This is a genomic window from Asticcacaulis tiandongensis, from assembly GCF_006475605.1.
Lineage (GTDB): Bacteria > Pseudomonadota > Alphaproteobacteria > Caulobacterales > Caulobacteraceae > Asticcacaulis > Asticcacaulis tiandongensis.
Genome location: NZ_SSBC01000020.1, coordinates 73,342 through 91,643, shown reverse-complemented (window position 1 = coordinate 91,643; position 18,302 = coordinate 73,342). Strand labels below are relative to the sequence as shown.

Below are 18,302 nucleotides of genomic sequence, written 5' to 3'. Positions count from 1 at the left end.
TCTTACTTTTTTTGTGTAACTGAGCTTCTCATGACCGACTCCATTACCCTCGTCAAAACCTGGACCAATGCCCAGCAACGCCTCAAGGCCGCCCGTGTCGATTCTCCGGCCATTGACGCCCGCTTGCTGCTTGAGGCCGCTACCGGTGCCAGCCGTACGGACATTCTGACCGACCCCTATCGTGTGGTGACCGAAGACCAGACACGCCTGATGGATGAGTATCTGACCCAGCGCGAAAAGCGTGTGCCCGTGGCGCGCATTCTCGGCCGTAAGGGGTTCTGGAAACTGCTGCTTAATCTCACACCGGCGGTGCTTGTCCCGCGCCCTGAAACCGAATGTCTGGTGGATATGATCCTCAAGCGGACCGAGGAGAACCAGAGCTTTACCGTGGCTGATCTCGGCGTCGGTTCCGGTGCCATACTGCTGTCCATTCTGGCCGAGCGTCCGGCCGCGAAGGGGCTTGGCACCGACATCTCCGAAGACGCCCTCGCGGTTGCCCGCGATAACGCCGCCTCGTTGGGTCTGGGCGGACGGGCTGCCTTTTTGCGCACCTCATGGGCCTCGGGACTGGATGACGAAAGCTTTGATTTCGTGGCCTCCAATCCTCCCTATATTCGCTCAGACGTCATTCCGACCCTTGATCCCGAAGTCAAGGACCACGACCCCATTCTGGCGCTGGATGGCGGCGAATCAGGCCTTGACGCCTATGAAGAGCTTATTCCACAGGTATATCGCATCCTGAAACCACAGGGCGGTGCCTGGCTGGAAATCGGATACGATCAGGCCGAAGCCGTCGAAACCCTTATGAAACAAGCCGGTTTCAGCGATGTTGTGACCTTTAAGGACCTGTCTGACATGCCGCGCATCGTGGTCGGCACAAAGAAAACGCTTGGAAAGTCCTGAAAGACCCGCTAAACGGTAAGTGTCTCCTGAAATTGCCATCTGCCTCAAAGCCACGAGCAGATACTTACGGATGCGCTTTTGTCGGGCCGGTATCGGTGTCCGAACACAGATCGCCGCCCGTTCAGGATGATCAGCAAAGGCTGCGCCGGGGGATATCAAACCGCGCAGTCAGGCTGTCGTTTCTTGAAAAAATGGAACAAACCCTAAAGCAATACAGATACCGCCTTGCGCGGTTAGGGCCACAAGGCCTGACCTTAGCTTCAAAATATAACCACGGCGGACAATGCTTTAAGTCGCCGCCAGACAACGGTCACGACACATGAAAGATTTTCGGGGTATGAAACGGCAACGCAGCCGTAATCGCAAGCCCTCCGGTAACCAGAACAACCCTAACCGCGCCTATGAATCAAATGGGCCGGAAGGGTCAAAGGTTCGCGGCAATGCCCAGACCATCTATGAAAAGTACCAGCAGCTGGCGCGTGATGCCAATTCATCCGGCGACCGTGTTCTGGCGGAAAACTATCTGCAACATGCCGAACATTACTTCCGCCTGATCCGTCAGATGCAACCACAGCGTCCGGTATCCGAATTCCTCAAGCCTGATCCGTTCTCAACTGGCTATGATTTCGATGAGGATATGGAAGCCGAAGCCGCGACCGAAGCCGAACAGAATACCGACGCCGAAAATGGGGCCGGAGAGAACGGCGACGACCAGCCGCGTCAGGATAATCGTCGCGAACGCTTCGAACGCAATGAGCGTAATGACCGCAACGAACGCGGGGATCGCGGCGACCGTAATGACCGCAGCCGCGATCGTGATCGTGATCGTGACCGTAACGCCGACAGATCCCGTGACGACAGGCCCCGCGACGAAAGACCCCGTGATGAGCGTTCAAACGACGAAGGCGATGACGGCATTCCCCGTCGCGAAAGCCGCCGTGAACGCTATGAGCGCCGCCGCCAGCAGCGTCTTCAGGATCAGGAACAGGATCTGACGCAGGATACTCAGGCTGGCCAGATTGCCTCAACCGAGCCGATTTCGGCGGCGGCACAGACCGTGGCTGGCCTTGAGACCATTACGCCCGAAGCGACCCCGATCAGCCCGGCACAAACCTCAGCCCCAGAGGCTCCAGTGGCCACTGAATCTGACACGTCGCACCTTCCGGCCTTCCTGCGTAAGCCCACAAGACCCGTAGCCGAAGACAAGGCTCCGGAAGTTGAAGCTATCACTGAGGCCGAAGCGGAAGCGCCTGTTAAAAAGCCCCGCGCCCCGCGTCGTAAAAAGGCTGAAACGGTTACCACCGAAGAGGCATAGGCAAACCGCCTGTAACCGGTATGTCCGGTTACAGGCCACCGCCTGCCTCCCGTGCTACCTTTTGTTTCACTCTTGTGACTCCATAAAGTCTTCGTGACTTGTGCCTGAGTCTGTGCCCCTATAGACAGCAGCCTGATCAAGCTGATAATCGGCACAAGAGAGAGTCTTTGGGAGTATAAAACGATTATGTCCGGCCAGGGTCATGCGGCTATGACAGTTCGCGGTCAACGCGGTCTTCTGAGACAGATACGCGAAGTTATGGCCGATGGCTCAAGTGCGCAGGCGCGCCTTGATGGCGTCGTGCAGATCATCGCCAATTCGATGGTCGCCGAAGTCTGTTCGATCTATCTGCGCCGAACCTCAGAAGAACTGGAACTGTTCGCCACCGAAGGCCTGAACCGCGCCGCCGTGCACAATACACGCCTGCGCCTGTCCGAAGGTCTGGTCGGTGAAGTCGCCCGCGCGGGTCAGCCCCTGAGCCTGACCGATGCCCCGTCGCACCCGTCCTTTGCCTATCGTCCGGAAACCGGCGAAGACCCCTATAATTCCTTCCTTGGCGTGCCGCTCCTGCGCGGGGGCCGCACCATTGGCGTTCTGGTGGTACAGAACCGCGCCATGCGCCAGTACCATGAAGAAGAGGTCGAAGACCTGCAAATCATCGCCATGGTTCTGGCGGAGATGGTTGCGGGTGACCTGATTGGCGGCGATGAGCTTAAGGACATCGAACTGGCCCCCCATCGGCCGGAACGCCTCAAAGGGGCCGTCTTTGCCGACGGCCTGACACAGGGGGTGGTCATACTGCACGAAGTGCCGGTGACGCCGGATCACCTGCTGGCCGACGACCCTCAGGCCGAAGAAAAGCGCATGCTCAAGGGCATTGATGACCTGAGGGCACAGATCGATGAAATGTTCGAAGGGCAGCACGGTCTGGCTGGCCCAACCTTTGACGTTCTGGAAACCTATCGCATGTTCGCCCATGATCGCGGCTGGACACGCAATCTGCTCGAGGCCGTGCGCTCAGGCCTGACCGCCGAAGCCGCCGTGGAACGTGTGCGCAATGAGCAACGTGCCCGCCTGAATAATGCCCGCGACACCTATATGCGTGAGCGTCTGCACGACCTCGAAGACCTCGGCAACCGTCTTCTGCGCGTGCTGGCCGGTAAGAACACGACCGCGCGCGATATCCCTGAAAATGCCATTCTGGTCGCCCGTGACTTAGGCCCTGCCGACCTGCTGGAATATGACCGTAAGCGCCTCAAGGGCATATTGCTTGAGGAAGGCTCCGCCGCCAGCCACGCGGCCATTGTCGCCCGCGCCCTGCAAATTCCCTGCGTCGGGCGTCTGTCGGGCCTGCGCGACAAGGTCAACCAGAACGATCCGGTGATTGTCGATGGCGAAACCGGTGAAGCCTATCTGCGCCCGCGTGCCGATATTATCGAAGCGACCGGTGCGCGAATGGATGTCCGCGCCCTGCGTCGCGCCGAATTTGACAAGATCAAGGATGCACCGGCCATCACTCGTGACGGCCATCGCATGACCCTGATGATGAATGCGGGCCTCGAGTTCGATCTCGACATCATGCACGAGGTCGGTGCCGAAGGCATAGGCCTGTTCCGCACCGAGTTTCAGTTCATGGTCTCCGAAGACCTGCCACGTCTGAACCGTCAGACCGAGCTTTATGGGCGCGTCATGGATATGGCGGGCGATAAACCGGTCACCTTCCGCACGCTCGATTTGGGCGGCGATAAGATCCTGCCCTATATGGAGATGGATCGTGAGGAAAATCCGGCGCTTGGCTGGCGGGCGATCCGCATGGGCCTTGATCGCCCCGCGCTCCTCAGGATGCAGGTACGCGCCCTGATCATTGCCGCTCGCGGGCGTGAACTGCGCATCATGTTCCCGATGGTCGCCTCGGTCGATGAATTCCGTCAGGCGCGTGAGTTGGTGGATATCGAATGTCAGTGGGCCAAAAGACGTGGCCGCGCCCTGCCCTCCATCCTGCGCGTCGGGGTAATGATCGAATGCCCGTCACTTCTGTGGCACCTCGACGCCCTGTTGCCGATGGTCGATTTCGCCTCTGTCGGCACCAATGATCTGACGCAGTATCTGTTTGCCGCAGACCGCACCAATCCGCGCATGTCAGACCGTTATGACGTTCTGTCTCCGCCAATGCTGCGCGCCCTGTCGGTCATTCAGAAAGCTGCCGAAGACTCCGGCACGCCTGTGTCCGTCTGTGGTGAAATTGCCGGTCGCCCGCTTGAGGCTTTCGTCCTGCTGGCGCTGGGCTTTAACCGCCTGTCCATGCCGCCTGCCGGTCTGGGGCAGGTCAAGCGCATGGTCCTGAGCCTCGATGTTGAAACCGCTTCAAAGGCCATTCAACGGCTGATGACCAGCTCCTACGGCTCCTTGCGTTCCGAAGTTCTGGCTCTGGCGCGTAAACTGAATGTTGCGCTATAAAAAAGCCGGTTTTATCCCTATATAGAAGCCGTGGGGTTTCCAAGGGTAAGACTGTGGCCAAATTCATCGCGCGGTTCATCGGCCTTATAGCCATTCTGCTGGCCACACCGCTTATGGCGGAACCGGTCAAAACCGCGCATCTGACCACAGAACTTGTGGCTGAAACCACCGTGACGCCACAGGGTGAAACATGGCTCGCCATTGTCCACACCCCGCTCAAAGGCTGGCATACCTACTGGAAAAACCCCGGTGACACAGGGTTAGCGCCGGTCGTGACCTGGACCTTACCCGCCGGCGTTGAGGTCGGTGAACTTCAGTTTCCCACCCCCGAAGTGCAGCCCTATCTTGGCCTGACCAACTATGGCTATAGCGGCGAGACATGGCTTCTGGCCAAACTGACCAATCATTCCGCCCTGACCTCAGGCGTTTTGCCGCTTAAGGCCCGCGTCGATTTTCTGGTCTGTGAAAAAATCTGCGTCCCCGAAACCGTCAATCTGTCGCTGGATCTCAAGGTCGGCCCCACGTCTGAGCCGCTGAACAGCAGTGCCTTCACCAAGGCCCGCGCCGCCCTGCCCGTACCGGTGACTATCACCGCCGCCTATGACCTGACCGACGGCCTGCGACTGGGCTTTAAGGCCAATGACAACACCCCCCTGAAGAACGACTTTGCCCATGCGGGCGGCGTCTATGTCTTTCCCGTCAACAGCGGCCTGATCGACCCGTCAGCCCCGCAAATCGCCGAGCTTGGCCCCGAAGGCTTCAGCGTCACCCTTAAGTCCGCCAAAGGTTTCGAAGCCGGTCAGCCGCTTGAGACGGTCGTGCGTTTTGCCTCAGGCCGTTCCTATCTCATCAGCGCCACAGCCGGTCAGTTGCCCGCTGGCACCTATGGCCTCGGTAAGCCACCGGCAGGTGCACCGGATATTACCGTTGGTGGCATCGGGCTGGCTATGGGGCTGGCTTTTCTCGGCGGCATGATCCTCAATCTGATGCCCTGCGTCTTTCCGGTTCTGTCGATGAAGCTGATGTCGCTGGCCCGTGCCGGTCATGATGGATCGATGGCGCGCAAAGAATCCCTGTTCTATGGTCTCGGCGTGCTGGTGACGTTTATTGTGCTGGCGCTCCTGCTGATGGCGCTCGGCAGTGCGCTGGGCTGGGGCTTTCAGTTGCAATCGCCGTGGATTACCGCAGGCCTGACGCTTCTGCTGCTGGCGGTGGCGCTCAATATGTCCGGCCTGTTCGAGGTCGGCGGCAGTCTGCAATCCCTCGCAGGCAAACCTCTCAGCACCCAAAACCCCAACACCACCGCCTTCCTGACCGGTATACTGGCCGTGATGGTCGCGGCACCTTGCACCGCACCCTTTATGGCCACCGCCATCGGCGTCGCGCTGGCGCAGGGCGGGATCATCGCTCTGGCGGTGTTCTTAGCGCTGGGACTTGGTTTTGCCGTGCCTTTGGTGGGCCTGACATGGCTGATCACCGGCATCCCCGCTGCGGCCCGCTTCCTGCCTAAGCCCGGGCCATGGATGGACCGCCTGCGTCAGATACTGGCCATCCCCATGTATCTGGCCGCCCTGTGGATGGCTTGGGTCTTTGCCCAGCAGGTCTCAGGAGCGGGGCTGATCCTGCTCATCACCGCCGCCTTCCTCCTGACCGTGGCCCTTTGGTGGCCGAAAAAACTGACCCTGCCGCCTGTTACACGTAGCGTGTTGGCCGGTCTCGCTATTGCCCTGACCGCCGTGGCCGCCATGCAAAAACCACAGGCTCCAAAAACAGAAATTGGCGAACTGGCCGATCAGGCCATTGACCATGAACGCTTCAGCACCGCGCGCATTGCCGAATTGCGGGCATCGAATACACCGGTTCTGGTCAATATGACCGCCGCCTGGTGCGTCACCTGTAAGGTCAATGAGCACGTCGTCTTTGCCTCAAAAGCGTTTCAGCAAGGCCTTGAGACCACCGGCACCGTCTATATGGTCGGCGACTGGACCAACCGCGATGCGGCCATATCCCAGTATCTGAGCCAGAACGGGCGCTCCGGTGTACCGCTCTATGTCTATTACGGGCCTGACAATGCCGAACCGGTGATACTGGATCAGCTATTGTCCACAAAATCCGTGCTCAGAACTCTGGAAGGCAAGACAAAATAAAAGGACCGAACAGCTTCCTGTCCGGCCCTCGCATCACCTCAATCCTTACAGGCTGTTGAGCGACAGCTCCATACGGCTGATATGGGCCACAACCTCAGCCTTATCGGTGGCCTTGGCAGGGTCCTCAGGGGCCACCGTCGTCGGCCAGAAGGTGATCAGTTTCGCCGCATCAGGGCGCAGAGCCGTCAGTTTGGCGCTCTGGTCGATATAGTTTTTCAGCGCCAGCGCCGCGCCCAGCGAATGCAGATATTCCGTGGCATCCACACCGGCATCGGTGACCACTTCGTTATAAAGACCAGACGTCAGTTCCGACAGACCAAAGGCCACGTCACGATCGAGCGTGGCGTTTTTCGGACGCGTCGTAAAGCTCTTATCGAGTGCATTGATGGCGTTGCGGATATCAGCCGCCTTTCCGGTTTCAGCCGCCTTGCGCAGGGCCGCCACATCCAGACCGATTGCCTTCAGCGGCGCTTCTTCGGGATCAAGCACCTCAAGCAGACCCTGCTGAATCACAATGCCCGCCGCCTCTTCGCCTTCGGACGGCAGGATGTGCTGTGCCACAAGGAAGAAACCCTTCAGGTGATAGAGACGCAGCGCCTGACGATTTTCAGCCGCGATCATCGAATAGGCAGTCGCCGCACCGGCTTCACCGGTTTCACCACCGGCCACAACGGCGTCATTGGTCGCACCCGCCGACACATTCGTCCCGTCTGTGGTCGCATCGGCCTCGGTTGTGTTCTTGTCACCACAGGCGCTGACCGACAGCAACATCATACCGGCAGCGCCGACCGTCCACAGCTTGGGCTTAAATTCGATCATGGCAATTTCCTTTTAGGGGCCTTACAACGCAAGGCATGAGAATATAGGCAAGACCTATCCGAACCCGCTTGTATTTGCAAGCCATTCTCAACTATTGTAGTGCTTTTGCAGGCTTCCCATGCTCCTGATTCAATCTGTCCTTGATACCGAAGACCTGTCGCGGGTGCGTGACATCCTGTCTGGCCTCCCGTTCAGGGACGGGCGCCTGAGCGCCGGTGCCACCGCCCGTCAGGTTAAGGCCAATCAGCAGGCCGATGCCGACAACCCGAAAACCGCAGCACTGGCCGATTTCGTGCGCAAAAAACTGATGGCACAGCCCTTGTTTGCCAACTATGCCCGTCCGGCTCGCTGGTCTAAGCTTCTGTTTTCACGCTATGGCGCCGAAGACGCCTATGGCCTGCACACGGATGACGCCCTGATGCGTGACGAAGACGGGGATGCTTTGCGCACCGACCTGTCCTTCACCCTGTTTCTCGCCGATCCGGCAAGTTACGAAGGCGGGGCCTTAAGCCTCGAAGGCCCCGAAGGCACACGTGACATCCGCCTTGTCGCCGGGGATATGGTGATCTACCGCACCGGCCTTATTCATCAGGTCACGCCGGTCACCAAAGGCGAGCGTCTCGCCTGCGTCGGCTGGGTCCAGAGCCTTATCCGGCGCGAAGACCAGCGGGAAATCCTGTTTGACCTGTGGCAACTTCAGAATGCGGTCCCCCAAGGCCCTGCCCGCCTCACGGCGCAGAAAAGCATCGGTAATCTGCTGCGCATGTGGAGCGAAACCTGATCATCTTATAACCTCCTCCCCTGTGAGCCGCGCGAACGGGGGAGGTGGCGCGGCGTAAGTCCGCGCCGTAGGGGGCAACTTCACCACCGCATTCTAACTAAAAACGCCCTTTCCGGCGGGCGGAAAGGGCGTTTAAATTAGGTCAGAAAACGATCCGGCCTTAGTAGGCGTCGTCTTCATCTTCCTTGTCTACCGGCTTGTTAAATGCCGAACCAAAGACATCCTCAGCCGTCAGGTCAGACTTGCGGGCATAGGGATCGTCCTCATCGTCAACCGGCTGAACCGTCACAGCAGGCTTCAGCGATGGATCCTCATAAGGAATGCCGAGCTTTTCAGCCTGCTTGCGCTTCACGTCCGCAGCCTTGCGTACCGCGGCATCAAGTTCGATCTGCGACACCAGACCGAGAGTCACCGGATCAACCGGCTTAAGGTTCGTGGCGTTCCAGTGCGTACCGTTACGCACCTGCTCGATGGTTGATTTCGTGGTGCCCAAAAGCTTGGAAATCTGCGCGTCAGTCACTTCGGGGTGGTTTTTCACAAACCACGAAATGGCGTCCGGACGATCCTGACGGCGTGACACGGGCGTATAGCGCGGCGCTTTCTTGGCCGGCTTAAGCAGTTCCGCATGACGGCTCTTTTGCGCCTTCATACGATAGGCACTGGTTTGTTCGGCCTTATCAAGCTCTTCGCGTGTCAACTGACCGTTAGCAATGGGGTCAGCCCCCCGAATATCACGGGCCACTTCGCCATCGGCGATGCCTTTAACCTCAAGCAGGTGCATGCCGCAAAAATCGGCGATCTGCTCAAAGGTCAGCGATGTGTTTTCAACCAGCCACACAGCGGTAGCCTTAGGCATCAGAATATCAGACATGTTCAGACGTCTTTCACAAATAGCTACGCCCGGCCTTTGCGACCGGGCGTGGGATGTTGGTCAAAGCTATAAATCGATTTCCATCGAAAGGAAACACCTTCGCCAGATATTTTCCTTTGCTGTGCAGATGGCGCTGGCGAGGCTTTCGCGCCACAGCCCTTGAAAATCAGCCTTATGCGATCTTGACCCTGTCTGCCCCCTGCCCTAAGCGCAGCCCTGTGCAAATGGTGCCGTATTTATACGGCTTAAAAGGGAAGCGGATGTAATCTCCGCACTGTCCCCGCAACTGTGAACGCCGAGTTTCCTGTCACAGGCCACTGATGAGCTTCATCGGGAAGGCGACATGAAACGTCTGAGGCGCAAGTCAGGAGACCTGCCTTTGCTGTCGTCCTTCGCGTGACCGGGGCAGTCGCAAGAGTGGATAGGCTTAAAAGGCTTGTTCCCCAGAGACGATATGTCCGTTCATTGCGTGCTTTTCCGCACGCAATGAACATCCATTCGTGCCTGAAGGCTTAAATACCTATGTCCCACCCCCTGCTTCGCACCGTTTGCGCCGCCGCTCTGATCGCCGCCGCCCCTGTCGCCTTTGCCGATCAGGCAGAAAACCCGAAAGAGACGATTATCGTCACCGCCACCCGCGCCCCGACACCTATCCTGAAGACCGGCCAGAGCGTCGCCGTACTGGATGCCGCCACCATCGAAAACAAGCAGGCCCTGAACGTCGCTGAACTTCTGGCCCTCACCCCTTCGGCGACCATCGCCCAGAATGGCGGCCTTGGCACGGTGGCCACGACGCGAATTCGCGGGGCCGAAAGCGACCACACCATCTATGTGCTGGATGGCATACGTCTGGCCGATCCGACGCAGATCGGTGGTAATATCAATGCCGGCCTGCTGATTGCGGGCGACATTGAGCGCATCGAAGTCGTGCGTGGCCCCTTCGCCACCCTGTGGGGTTCCGGTGCCGTGGGCGGTGTCGTCAGCCTGTCAAGCAAACAGGTTACCCGCCCGCTCGAAGGCCGCTTTTCGCTCGAAGGGCTTGAGGATTATGGTGCCGTCCGCCTGAGCCTTGGCGGCAAGCAGGACAAACTGACCTGGCGCCTTGCCGCCGGTCGCACCAAAGAATCCGATCTGTCCGCCCTCAAAAGCGGTACGGAAATCGACACCTTCAGCCAGAACCAGTACCGTCTGGGCCTGGGTTACGCCATCAGCGACGCGCATGCTGTAACCCTCAGCGCCCTGCGCACCCGCAGCCATTCCGATTATGATAATTTCGGCGATACGGCTGATTATGGCAATGTGCTGGAAAGCGTCTATAGCCTTGGTTATCGCTTTACCGGCGCAAATATGACCCACGCCCTGTCGCTCTCTCAGGTCGATTCAGAGCGCCACGACTACAGTGGTACAGACGTAGAAAACCTGAATGGCAAGGGCAAGGTACGCACCTTCGACTATACCGGCACGGCGCATCTGAGCGATGTCACCCGTCTGGTGTTCGGCGCCAGCCACGAGCAATCCGAAGCCACCTATCAGGCCTATGGCGGGCCGGTCATGGACAAGGACGTCTCGATCGACAGCCTGTTTGTGCAGGCCTCGCATGACTTCACCGACGCCTTTAATCTGACCGCCAGCCTGCGCTACGCCGATCACGAAACCTTTGGCGATCACACCATTGGCCACGTCTCGGCCTCCTATCTGGCCACCGACAATCTGGTGCTGCGCGCAAGCTTCGGTCAGGGCTTTAATGCCCCAAGCCTCTATCAGCTCTATTCCGACACTGGTAACCCTGACCTTGCGCCCGAAAAAGCCGAAAGCGGTGAAATCGGCGTGGACTATTACATGACGGCACGCCGCGCCCGCGTCAGCCTGACGGCCTTCAAACGCGAAACGAAGAACCACTTCACCTATGTCAACTGCTACGAAGCACCGATCGCCCTGTGTGATGATCGCGGCGAATGGGGCGGCTATTACCTCAACCGCGCCCGCACCGAAGCCGAAGGTCTGGAGCTTGAGTTCGAAGGCGACCTGACGGTCAATACCCGCCTGCGGGCCAACTACAGCCATGTGATTGCCAAAGACGCCGTAACGGACATCGATTTGCCGCGTCGTCCGCGTCATCTGGGCAATATCGACATCACCCATACTGTCACACCTGATTTCAACATCGGCCTCGGCCTGCGCTATGCCGGTTCGACCCGCGATTCGGATTTCTCTACGCGCCGCCTCAAGCCCTACGGTGTGCTTGATTTGCGCGCCGCTTATCAGATCCGTGAACGCATTACCGTCTATGGCCGCGTCGAAAATCTGGGCGATGCCGATTACGAAACCGCCGGTGGTTACAGCGTCCCGGGCCGTCGTCTGTGGCTCGGCCTGCGCGCCGACCTGTTTTAAAATTGAAAACCATGCGCAAAGCTATAAAATCACCACAGGTTGATTTTGATCAATGCGCACGTAAAAATAATATAACACGGTCTTATGGACGGTCCGGACGCCCCTGACTCTTCCCGATCGTTCATGACCCCATACAGATAAATTCAGGCAGTCCTGTCCCAAGTTTATCTGTGTATCCTGAGTGAGAGCTCTGGCTCTGCTCCAAGTGAAAAACTGGTCCCGACCGCAGACGTGTCCCCCATTCCTCGTCTGCGGTCTTTTTTTGCCCGCACCCACCTATCTTATTTATTTTTTATATTAATCCGTGGATTTAAACACATCTGCGTGAGGAAAAAGGGTTGTGGCAATACCCCGATACACGTTAATCTATAACTATAGGCCGAAGTAAGGTTTGGCGTTGTCGGATTTACAAACCATTGAATAACTATAAGTTCTTACGCTTCGTTGCCAAACTGCCGTTCATCGGCCGTAAATCCGTGACCCTGTCTCTGGCCGACCCTAATGATTCCCTATCCTATAAACGCCTTCTGCACCGCCCTCAGGTGGAGCTGGACAAGGATGGTCTGAAGCAATTTTATGCGGGCAAATCGATCCTTGTTACCGGTGCCGGCGGCTCCATTGGCTCCGAAATCGCCCGTCAGGCCCTGTCGCTGGGGGCCGCGCGCATTGTCCTGATCGACCATTCGGAACTGGCGCTTTATGACGTCGAAAAAGCGCTGCGTTACGAATTTCCTGATGCCCCCCTGTTGCCGATACTCTGCTCGATCCGCCGCAAGGCCCGCCTTGAGGCTATTTTCGTTGAGCAAAAGCCGGACGTCATTTTCCATGCCGCCGCCCTGAAACACGTGCCGATGGTTGAGCTTAACCCCTCTGAGGGTGTTCTGACCAATGTCATGGGCACGCAATATGTCATCGATGCCGCCAAGGCCGCCAAAGTAAAACAGCTGGTGCTGATTTCTTCCGATAAGGCTGTGGCCCCCGCCAGCATGATGGGCGCGACCAAGCGTCTGGCTGAACATCTGATCTCGACGCAACTCGGCTCATCCAATCAGGCCTGCGTCGTGCGTTTTGGCAATGTGCTGGGCTCGACCGGCTCGGTTGTGCCTCTGTTTCGTTCACAGATTGAGCGCGGCGGCCCCATCACCCTGACCGACCCAAAGGTTGAGCGTTTCTTCATGACCATTGCCGAGGCTGTGCAACTGGTGATGACGGCGGCACGTCACAACGCCTCACACCCCGAAGAAAAATCGAACCTGTATATTCTGGAAATGGGCTCGCCGATCAAGATCTGTGATCTGGCCAAACGCATGATCCGGCTGTACGGCCTGAGGCCTAACAAAGATATCAAAATCGTCCTGACGGGCTTACGTGATGGCGAGAAGATTACCGAAGCCCTTGTCGATGACAACGAAATCCGTGCGCCGCTGCGCCCCGGCATTTTCAAAGTCGTCAATCAGAATATGAGCCTGCAACTGTCACCAACCGCCATGGCCGAGCTTTATCTTCTGGCCGAACGCGGCGAAGATGAAATCGTCAAGGCACAGGTCTTTGCCTTCGTAAAATCCCTGCGTGATCAGCCCAGTAATGAAACGCCGGCACCATTACTGGTACCGGCGTAACCGTATCGCAATCAGGCGGCGGTGGCCTTAAGACCGATAATGGCCACCAGCAACATTCCGAGGAAAAACAGTCTCGGTGCCGTCACAGGTTCGCTGAACAGGAATATCCCCAATATAGCCGCACCCATGGCACCTATACCGACCCATATGGCATAGGCTGTGCCAATCGGCAGGGTTTCCGCCGCCTTGGCCAGCAAAAACATACTGGCCGCAAGGGTCACAAGCACAAACAGTGACGGCAAGGGCTTGGTAAAGCCTTCGGTATATTTAAGGCCAACGGCCCAACAGATTTCAAGAAGACCGGCAATGCCGAGAAAGACCCAGGCTAAGGGCATGGTAACGCTCCATTGGTTAAAACAAAGCGTCGTCTTGTCTTAACCCGGTACGGCGCGTCTCGTCGGGTAGCGGGCTTATAGCAAACTGAAAACCATAAAAAAAGCCCCTGCCGTTAGACGACAGGGGCCCGATTATAATGGGTTTGATTAACCCGGAGAGACCATGTTCTCAGGACGCACGTACTGGTCGAACTCTTCGTTGGTCAGGTAACCACCGCCGACAGCTTCGTCACGCAGGGTGGTGCCGTTCTTGTGGGCGGTCTTGGCGATTTTCGCACAGGCATCATAGCCCAGACGGCCATTGAGCGCCGTGACCAGCATCAGCGAATTTTCAACGCCCTTCTGAATATTTTCGATACGCGGTTCAATACCGACCACACAGTTTTCCGTGAATGACACCGCCGCGTCAGCCAGCAAACGTACCGATTGCAGGAAATTATAGGCCATGACCGGATTAAAAACGTTCAGTTCAAAATGCCCCTGCGAACCGGCAAAGGTCAGGGCGGCATGGTTGCCGAACACCTGCACACAAACCTGTGTCAGGGCTTCACACTGGGTCGGATTGACCTTACCCGGCATGATCGATGAACCAGGCTCGTTTTCCGGCAGAGCCAGTTCCCCCAGACCGGCACGCGGGCCGGAACCGAGGAAACGGATGTCATTGGCGATCTTGAACAGCGAAGCCGCCACCGTATTGATCGCCCCGTGCGAGAAGACCATGGCATCATGCGCCGCAAGCGCCTCGAACTTGTTGGGTGCCGTGGTGAACTTAAGGCCAGTAATCGCCGCAATACGATCAGCCACACCTTCGGCAAAACCAACAGGCGCATTAAGGCCCGTACCGACCGCCGTGCCGCCCTGCGCCAGTTGCATCAGCTTGGGCAGAGTCTGCTCAATACGCTCAAGACCATTGGTCAGTTGCTGCGTGTAGCCGGAAAATTCCTGACCCAGCGTCAGGGGCGTGGCGTCCTGCGTATGGGTACGGCCGATCTTGATAATCGCTTTCCATGCTTCGGCCTTGTCATTCAGGGCATTGCGCAGGGTTTGCAGCGCCGGCAGCAGACGGTGCACAATCTCCTCGGCACAGGCGACATGCATGGCTGTCGGATAGGTGTCGTTCGACGATTGCGACATATTGACGTGATCGTTGGGGTGCACAGGCTTTTTCGTGCCCTTTTCGCCCCCCAGAATTTCAATGGCGCGGTTCGAAATAACCTCATTGGCATTCATGTTCGACTGTGTGCCCGAACCGGTCTGCCAGACGACCAGCGGAAAGTGTTCATCCAGCTTGCCTTCGATAACTTCGTTGGCCGCCTGAACAATGGCACCGGCAACTGTCGCATCGAGCTTACCCAGCGCCAGATTGGTTTCGGCCGCCGCCCGTTTCACGATGCCCAAGGCCCGTACCACCGGCAAAGGCTGCTTTTCCCAGCCGATTTTAAAATTACCGAGCGAACGCTGGGCCTGTGCGCCCCAGTATTTTGTATCATCGACCTCGATCGGGCCAAAGGTATCGGTTTCGGTACGTGTGGTTTTCGTCATCTTGGGCGGCTCCGCTTGTACGGGAGCTTCCATAACCGTCCCGTCAGGGACCGTCGTTTTCGACTTGCGTTTCGTCTTGCCGAATAACCAGCCGAACATGGAAACTCCCCCCTATGAATTTCGATCCTGTCAGTGAAACATCCACGAAAAAAGTGCAACGACTTTCCTGCCGTTTCACCCTTTAGGGACAAAAAAACGCCGGTCTGAGCCTTCTCAAACCGGCGTTCGAATAATTTAAGCCCTAAGGCCTATTTGCGGCCAAACAGCCAGCTAAAGAAGCCGCCCTTTTTGGCCTCGCCCTGTGCCTTGCGCACCTCGGCCTGAGCAGCCTCAACTGTATCTTCAGCGCGATCCTTAACCGCCTCGATGGTCGCACCGGCGCGAACCTTGGCCGCCTGAATAGCGTCTTCGGCCTTATCTCTGGCCTCATCGATAGCGTCCGCCGCCTTGTCACCGGCGTCCCTTGCCGCTTTTACGGCGTCATCCAGCTTATCCTTGGCGGCTTCAATGACCCCTTCAGCCTTGACCTTGGCCTCACTGATGGCGGGCTTTGCCGCTTCAACCGCATCATCGATCCGATCCTTTGCCGCCGCCACAGCCGTCTCAGCCTTCTTGCGCGCATCCTTGATCGCGGGCTTGGCTGCTTCAACGGCCTCGTTGATCTTTACCTTTGCCGAGGCCACTGCGGTCTCGGCCTTCTTGCGCACAGCCGCGCTTTTAGCCTTGGCCTCAGTCGCTTCCACCGCCGCAAGCTTTGCCGGCGCCGCCTTAGCGGTTGCCGTCCTGGCGCGGGTCGTGACGGCCTTGGCTGTCTTGGTGGCTTCCGCCTTGACCTTGCTGGCTGTGGCCTTTGTTTCCTTGACCGCAGCCTTTGCCACTGTCTTCACGTCCTTTTCGGCCTTAACCGCTGTCTTTTTAGCGGTCGTCGCGGCAGCTTTGACGGTGCGGGTTGCCTTGGTTGCGGTTGCCTTCACACCGGCCTCAGCCTTGGTGGCTGTCTTGGCGACCGTCTTTTTGGCCTTGGTTGCGGCCGTATCAACGGCTTTTTGTGCCGCAGCGGTTTTGCGTGCAATCGTCTTTTTTACGCCCGCATCAGCGGCAATATCAGACGCTGCCGTCGTTTTTGTCTTTTTCTCAGTAGCCATCTTCCACTTTCCCATTGGCGCGCGGCGCGCGCACGCTTAAAGACCGTATTAATCACTCGTCACATCGAATCGGAAAATACCGCAGATCAGCATGACATATAATCCACAACAAATCATAGCAAAAGGCCCGCGCCAAGTGGCAGAAACCGCTGCCGAGGCTATCGACGACGATATTTTGCTCGAAGGCGTGACCTATTCGATCCTCGAAGAGGACGAAGACCGCAATATCTGGCGTATTGATGCCTTCCCCACCACCGAAGAGGAAGACCACCAATTACAGGAAGTTCTTAAGAATTATTCAGAGCTTACGGTAAACGCCGACACACTTGCCGATGCCGACTGGCTGAGCATGGCCCTGTCCGGCCTGCCGCCGGTACGCGCCGGTAGATTCTTCGTGTACGGCATCCATGATCGCGGCAAAAAACCCCAGAGCACGGTCAATCTGCGCATCGAAGCCGGCGCCGCCTTTGGTACCGGTCACCACGGCACGACCGTTGGCTGCCTTCAGGCCTATGATGAACTGCTGAAAAAGTATCGCTTTGAGCGCGTTCTGGATGTCGGCGCAGGCACCGGCGTTCTGGCGATTGCGGCTTCAAAGACCGGCACCACATACGCTGTCGGCACCGACATCGATCCGGTGAGCGTGCGCATTTCCAACGAAAACGCCAAACTGAATACTTCGAATGCGCGTTTCGTCTGGGCCAATGGTCTGAACCACAAGGATGTACGTCAGCGCGCCCCCTATGATCTGGTGTTCGCCAATATTCTGGCGCGCCCGCTCGTCAGCCTGTCACAGTCGATCAAGACGTCCCTTAAGCCGGGCGGCATTGTCATCCTTTCGGGCCTCCTGCGTACACAGGAACGCTTCGTCAAGGCTGCCTATCTCTCCAAAGGCTTCCGCGTTATCCGCCGCATCCATCGCGATGCCTGGTGTACGCTGGTGATGAAACGAAACGGCTGATTTTCCTTATCCGTATTTTATTTACGACAAGGTATGACTGGATTTTCTGTCTCATCCCGCCGGGAAGGAAGATTTAGTCATGAGCCAGCCCCCTCTGGACGAACAGACACATCTGGACGCACTCGAACGGCTGGCGGCCCTGCACCGTGACGGCACTCTCAGTGACGAAGAGTTCGAACGCGAAAAGGCCCGCCTGCTTAATCTGCCCCCGCCGCCTGCACCACCACCAGCAAAGCGCGGCGGTTCCGGCGTGCTTTTGGTCAGCCTGCTGGTTCTGGCCACAGCGGTGGCCGGTGGGTGGTATCTGCTTAATCGGGACAGACCTGCGGAAATCGCTCCCGACGGTCTGCCTACATCCTCAGCCGATGGCATAGACGGCACCACCCTTGCCCCGCCTGTGGCTTCGGCTGACGACGAAATGAAAAAGGCTACCGAAGCTGTCTTCGGCTCACCGCCCAGCTTCGTCTCCAGTGGTGAAGAAACCGTGGTCTATGCGCCCAAACATCTGGTCAAAACCGGCTTTGCCTCAATCCTTATCAGCGAAGGCAGCGTGGAAAATGCCGGCCACGTCAGCAGCGGCAAGGTCGCCGTCCATTATCTCAACCCGCAAAATGACGGCTTCATGCTGATCCGCAGCTACGTACCTGCGGTCGAAAGCGGCAGCTTCGGTCAGGTGGCCGACACTGACATCCGTGACGATCTCGCGCCCTATCCGGTGCTGGAAACCGAAGGCGGCGGCACATGGCAGGGCTATAGCTGTCACTGGCTCACACTGACGGAACTGACGCCTAACGGGCCGGTAGCGCTGGGCACCGTGCCCATTGGCTACAGTAATGGCGGAGCCGTGGAAACCAATGCTGAAGAGATTGAAGGCGAAATCACCAATGTGGTGAAAAACACCTCCTTCGATGTCAATTACAAGGGAACGCGCACCTTCACAGACCGCTATATCCGTAAGGGCAACCAATATGTTATTCAGGGGGCCACATCCTCGATGCAAACCTGTTAAAAAGCCC

At 57.8% G+C, this 18,302-nt stretch carries 14 protein-coding genes and 2 riboswitches; of the genes, 9 read left to right on the top strand and 5 right to left on the bottom strand.

Annotated features, from left to right (window positions below; genetic code table 11):
• Positions 1-30 precede the first annotated feature (30 nt).
• The 4 genes from prmC to E5201_RS12785 all read left to right on the top strand — a co-directional run bounded on the left by prmC (position 31) and on the right by E5201_RS12785 (position 6,822).
• A complete protein-coding gene (prmC, locus tag E5201_RS12800) occupies positions 31-903 on the top strand; it encodes a peptide chain release factor N(5)-glutamine methyltransferase (RefSeq protein ID WP_140986653.1) in 873 nt (290 codons plus the stop codon).
• Positions 904-1,240: 337 nt separating this feature from the next.
• Positions 1,241-2,218, top strand: a complete 978-nt coding sequence (locus E5201_RS12795; protein ID WP_246050711.1) for a DUF4167 domain-containing protein — start codon at positions 1,241-1,243, stop codon at positions 2,216-2,218.
• Positions 2,219-2,428: 210 nt separating this feature from the next.
• Complete coding sequence (ptsP, locus tag E5201_RS12790; protein WP_246050709.1) at positions 2,429-4,675, top strand: phosphoenolpyruvate--protein phosphotransferase; 2,247 nt, start codon at positions 2,429-2,431, stop codon at positions 4,673-4,675.
• A 53-nt stretch (positions 4,676-4,728) separates the two neighbouring features.
• Complete coding sequence (locus E5201_RS12785) at positions 4,729-6,822, top strand: protein-disulfide reductase DsbD family protein (RefSeq protein ID WP_246050702.1); 2,094 nt, start codon at positions 4,729-4,731, stop codon at positions 6,820-6,822.
• Between the two features lie 45 nt (positions 6,823-6,867).
• Here E5201_RS12785 and E5201_RS12780 read toward each other — a convergent pair whose 3' ends face one another.
• Positions 6,868-7,641, bottom strand: coding sequence for a hypothetical protein (locus tag E5201_RS12780; RefSeq protein WP_140986647.1), 774 nt, complete (start codon positions 7,639-7,641; stop codon positions 6,868-6,870).
• Positions 7,642-7,759: 118 nt separating this feature from the next.
• On the opposite strand from E5201_RS12780, the gene E5201_RS12775 reads away from it, so the two are divergent.
• A complete protein-coding gene (locus tag E5201_RS12775) occupies positions 7,760-8,422 on the top strand; it encodes a Fe2+-dependent dioxygenase (protein ID WP_140986645.1) in 663 nt (220 codons plus the stop codon).
• Between the two features lie 160 nt (positions 8,423-8,582).
• Here E5201_RS12775 and E5201_RS12770 read toward each other — a convergent pair whose 3' ends face one another.
• Positions 8,583-9,293, bottom strand: a complete 711-nt coding sequence (locus E5201_RS12770; protein ID WP_140986642.1) for a DUF1013 domain-containing protein — start codon at positions 9,291-9,293, stop codon at positions 8,583-8,585.
• Between the two features lie 208 nt (positions 9,294-9,501).
• Positions 9,502-9,688, top strand: a riboswitch (cobalamin riboswitch).
• A 127-nt stretch (positions 9,689-9,815) separates the two neighbouring features.
• Here E5201_RS12770 and E5201_RS12765 point away from each other — a divergent pair.
• Positions 9,816-11,684, top strand: coding sequence for a TonB-dependent receptor plug domain-containing protein (locus E5201_RS12765; protein ID WP_140986640.1), 1,869 nt, complete (start codon positions 9,816-9,818; stop codon positions 11,682-11,684).
• Between the two features lie 416 nt (positions 11,685-12,100).
• Complete coding sequence (locus tag E5201_RS12760) at positions 12,101-13,303, top strand: polysaccharide biosynthesis protein (RefSeq protein ID WP_140986638.1); 1,203 nt, start codon at positions 12,101-12,103, stop codon at positions 13,301-13,303.
• 11 nt (positions 13,304-13,314) lie between these two features.
• On the opposite strand, the gene E5201_RS12755 is transcribed toward E5201_RS12760, so the two are convergent.
• The 3 genes from E5201_RS12755 to E5201_RS12745 form a co-directional block, all read right to left on the bottom strand.
• Positions 13,315-13,638 (bottom strand): DMT family transporter, encoded by a 324-nt coding sequence (locus E5201_RS12755; RefSeq protein WP_140986636.1) that lies wholly within the window; start codon positions 13,636-13,638, stop codon positions 13,315-13,317.
• A gap of 23 nt (positions 13,639-13,661) precedes the next feature.
• Positions 13,662-13,725: riboswitch (guanidine-III (ykkC-III) riboswitch) on the bottom strand.
• A gap of 60 nt (positions 13,726-13,785) precedes the next feature.
• On the bottom strand, positions 13,786-15,180 hold the full coding sequence (gene fumC / locus E5201_RS12750; protein ID WP_140986859.1) for a class II fumarate hydratase: 1,395 nt from the start codon (positions 15,178-15,180) through the stop codon (positions 13,786-13,788).
• 248 nt (positions 15,181-15,428) lie between these two features.
• Positions 15,429-16,325: a hypothetical protein gene (locus E5201_RS12745; RefSeq protein WP_140986634.1), complete on the bottom strand. Its 897-nt coding sequence runs from the start codon at positions 16,323-16,325 to the stop codon at positions 15,429-15,431.
• A 91-nt stretch (positions 16,326-16,416) separates the two neighbouring features.
• Between E5201_RS12745 and E5201_RS12740 the strand changes: the two genes are divergently transcribed.
• Together E5201_RS12740 and E5201_RS12735 are read left to right on the top strand one after the other, a co-directional pair.
• Positions 16,417-17,286, top strand: a complete 870-nt coding sequence (locus tag E5201_RS12740) for a 50S ribosomal protein L11 methyltransferase (protein ID WP_140986632.1) — start codon at positions 16,417-16,419, stop codon at positions 17,284-17,286.
• 79 nt (positions 17,287-17,365) lie between these two features.
• Positions 17,366-18,295: an SHOCT domain-containing protein gene (locus E5201_RS12735; protein ID WP_140986630.1), complete on the top strand. Its 930-nt coding sequence runs from the start codon at positions 17,366-17,368 to the stop codon at positions 18,293-18,295.
• The last annotated feature ends 7 nt before the right edge of the window (positions 18,296-18,302 follow it).

Coding starts and splice junctions, on each gene's coding strand:
- E5201_RS12795 (WP_246050711.1), top strand. CDS start 1,241: ATGAAACGGCAACGCAGCCGTAATCGCAAGCCCTCCGGTAACCAGAAC.
- E5201_RS12745 (WP_140986634.1), bottom strand. CDS start 16,325: ATGGCTACTGAGAAAAAGACAAAAACGACGGCAGCGTCTGATATTGCC.
- E5201_RS12780 (WP_140986647.1), bottom strand. CDS start 7,641: ATGATCGAATTTAAGCCCAAGCTGTGGACGGTCGGCGCTGCCGGTATG.
- ptsP (WP_246050709.1), top strand. CDS start 2,429: ATGACAGTTCGCGGTCAACGCGGTCTTCTGAGACAGATACGCGAAGTT.
- E5201_RS12770 (WP_140986642.1), bottom strand. CDS start 9,293: ATGTCTGATATTCTGATGCCTAAGGCTACCGCTGTGTGGCTGGTTGAA.
- E5201_RS12735 (WP_140986630.1), top strand. CDS start 17,366: ATGAGCCAGCCCCCTCTGGACGAACAGACACATCTGGACGCACTCGAA.
- E5201_RS12740 (WP_140986632.1), top strand. CDS start 16,417: ATGACATATAATCCACAACAAATCATAGCAAAAGGCCCGCGCCAAGTG.
- E5201_RS12765 (WP_140986640.1), top strand. CDS start 9,816: ATGTCCCACCCCCTGCTTCGCACCGTTTGCGCCGCCGCTCTGATCGCC.
- fumC (WP_140986859.1), bottom strand. CDS start 15,180: ATGACGAAAACCACACGTACCGAAACCGATACCTTTGGCCCGATCGAG.
- prmC (WP_140986653.1), top strand. CDS start 31: ATGACCGACTCCATTACCCTCGTCAAAACCTGGACCAATGCCCAGCAA.
- E5201_RS12775 (WP_140986645.1), top strand. CDS start 7,760: ATGCTCCTGATTCAATCTGTCCTTGATACCGAAGACCTGTCGCGGGTG.
- E5201_RS12755 (WP_140986636.1), bottom strand. CDS start 13,638: ATGCCCTTAGCCTGGGTCTTTCTCGGCATTGCCGGTCTTCTTGAAATC.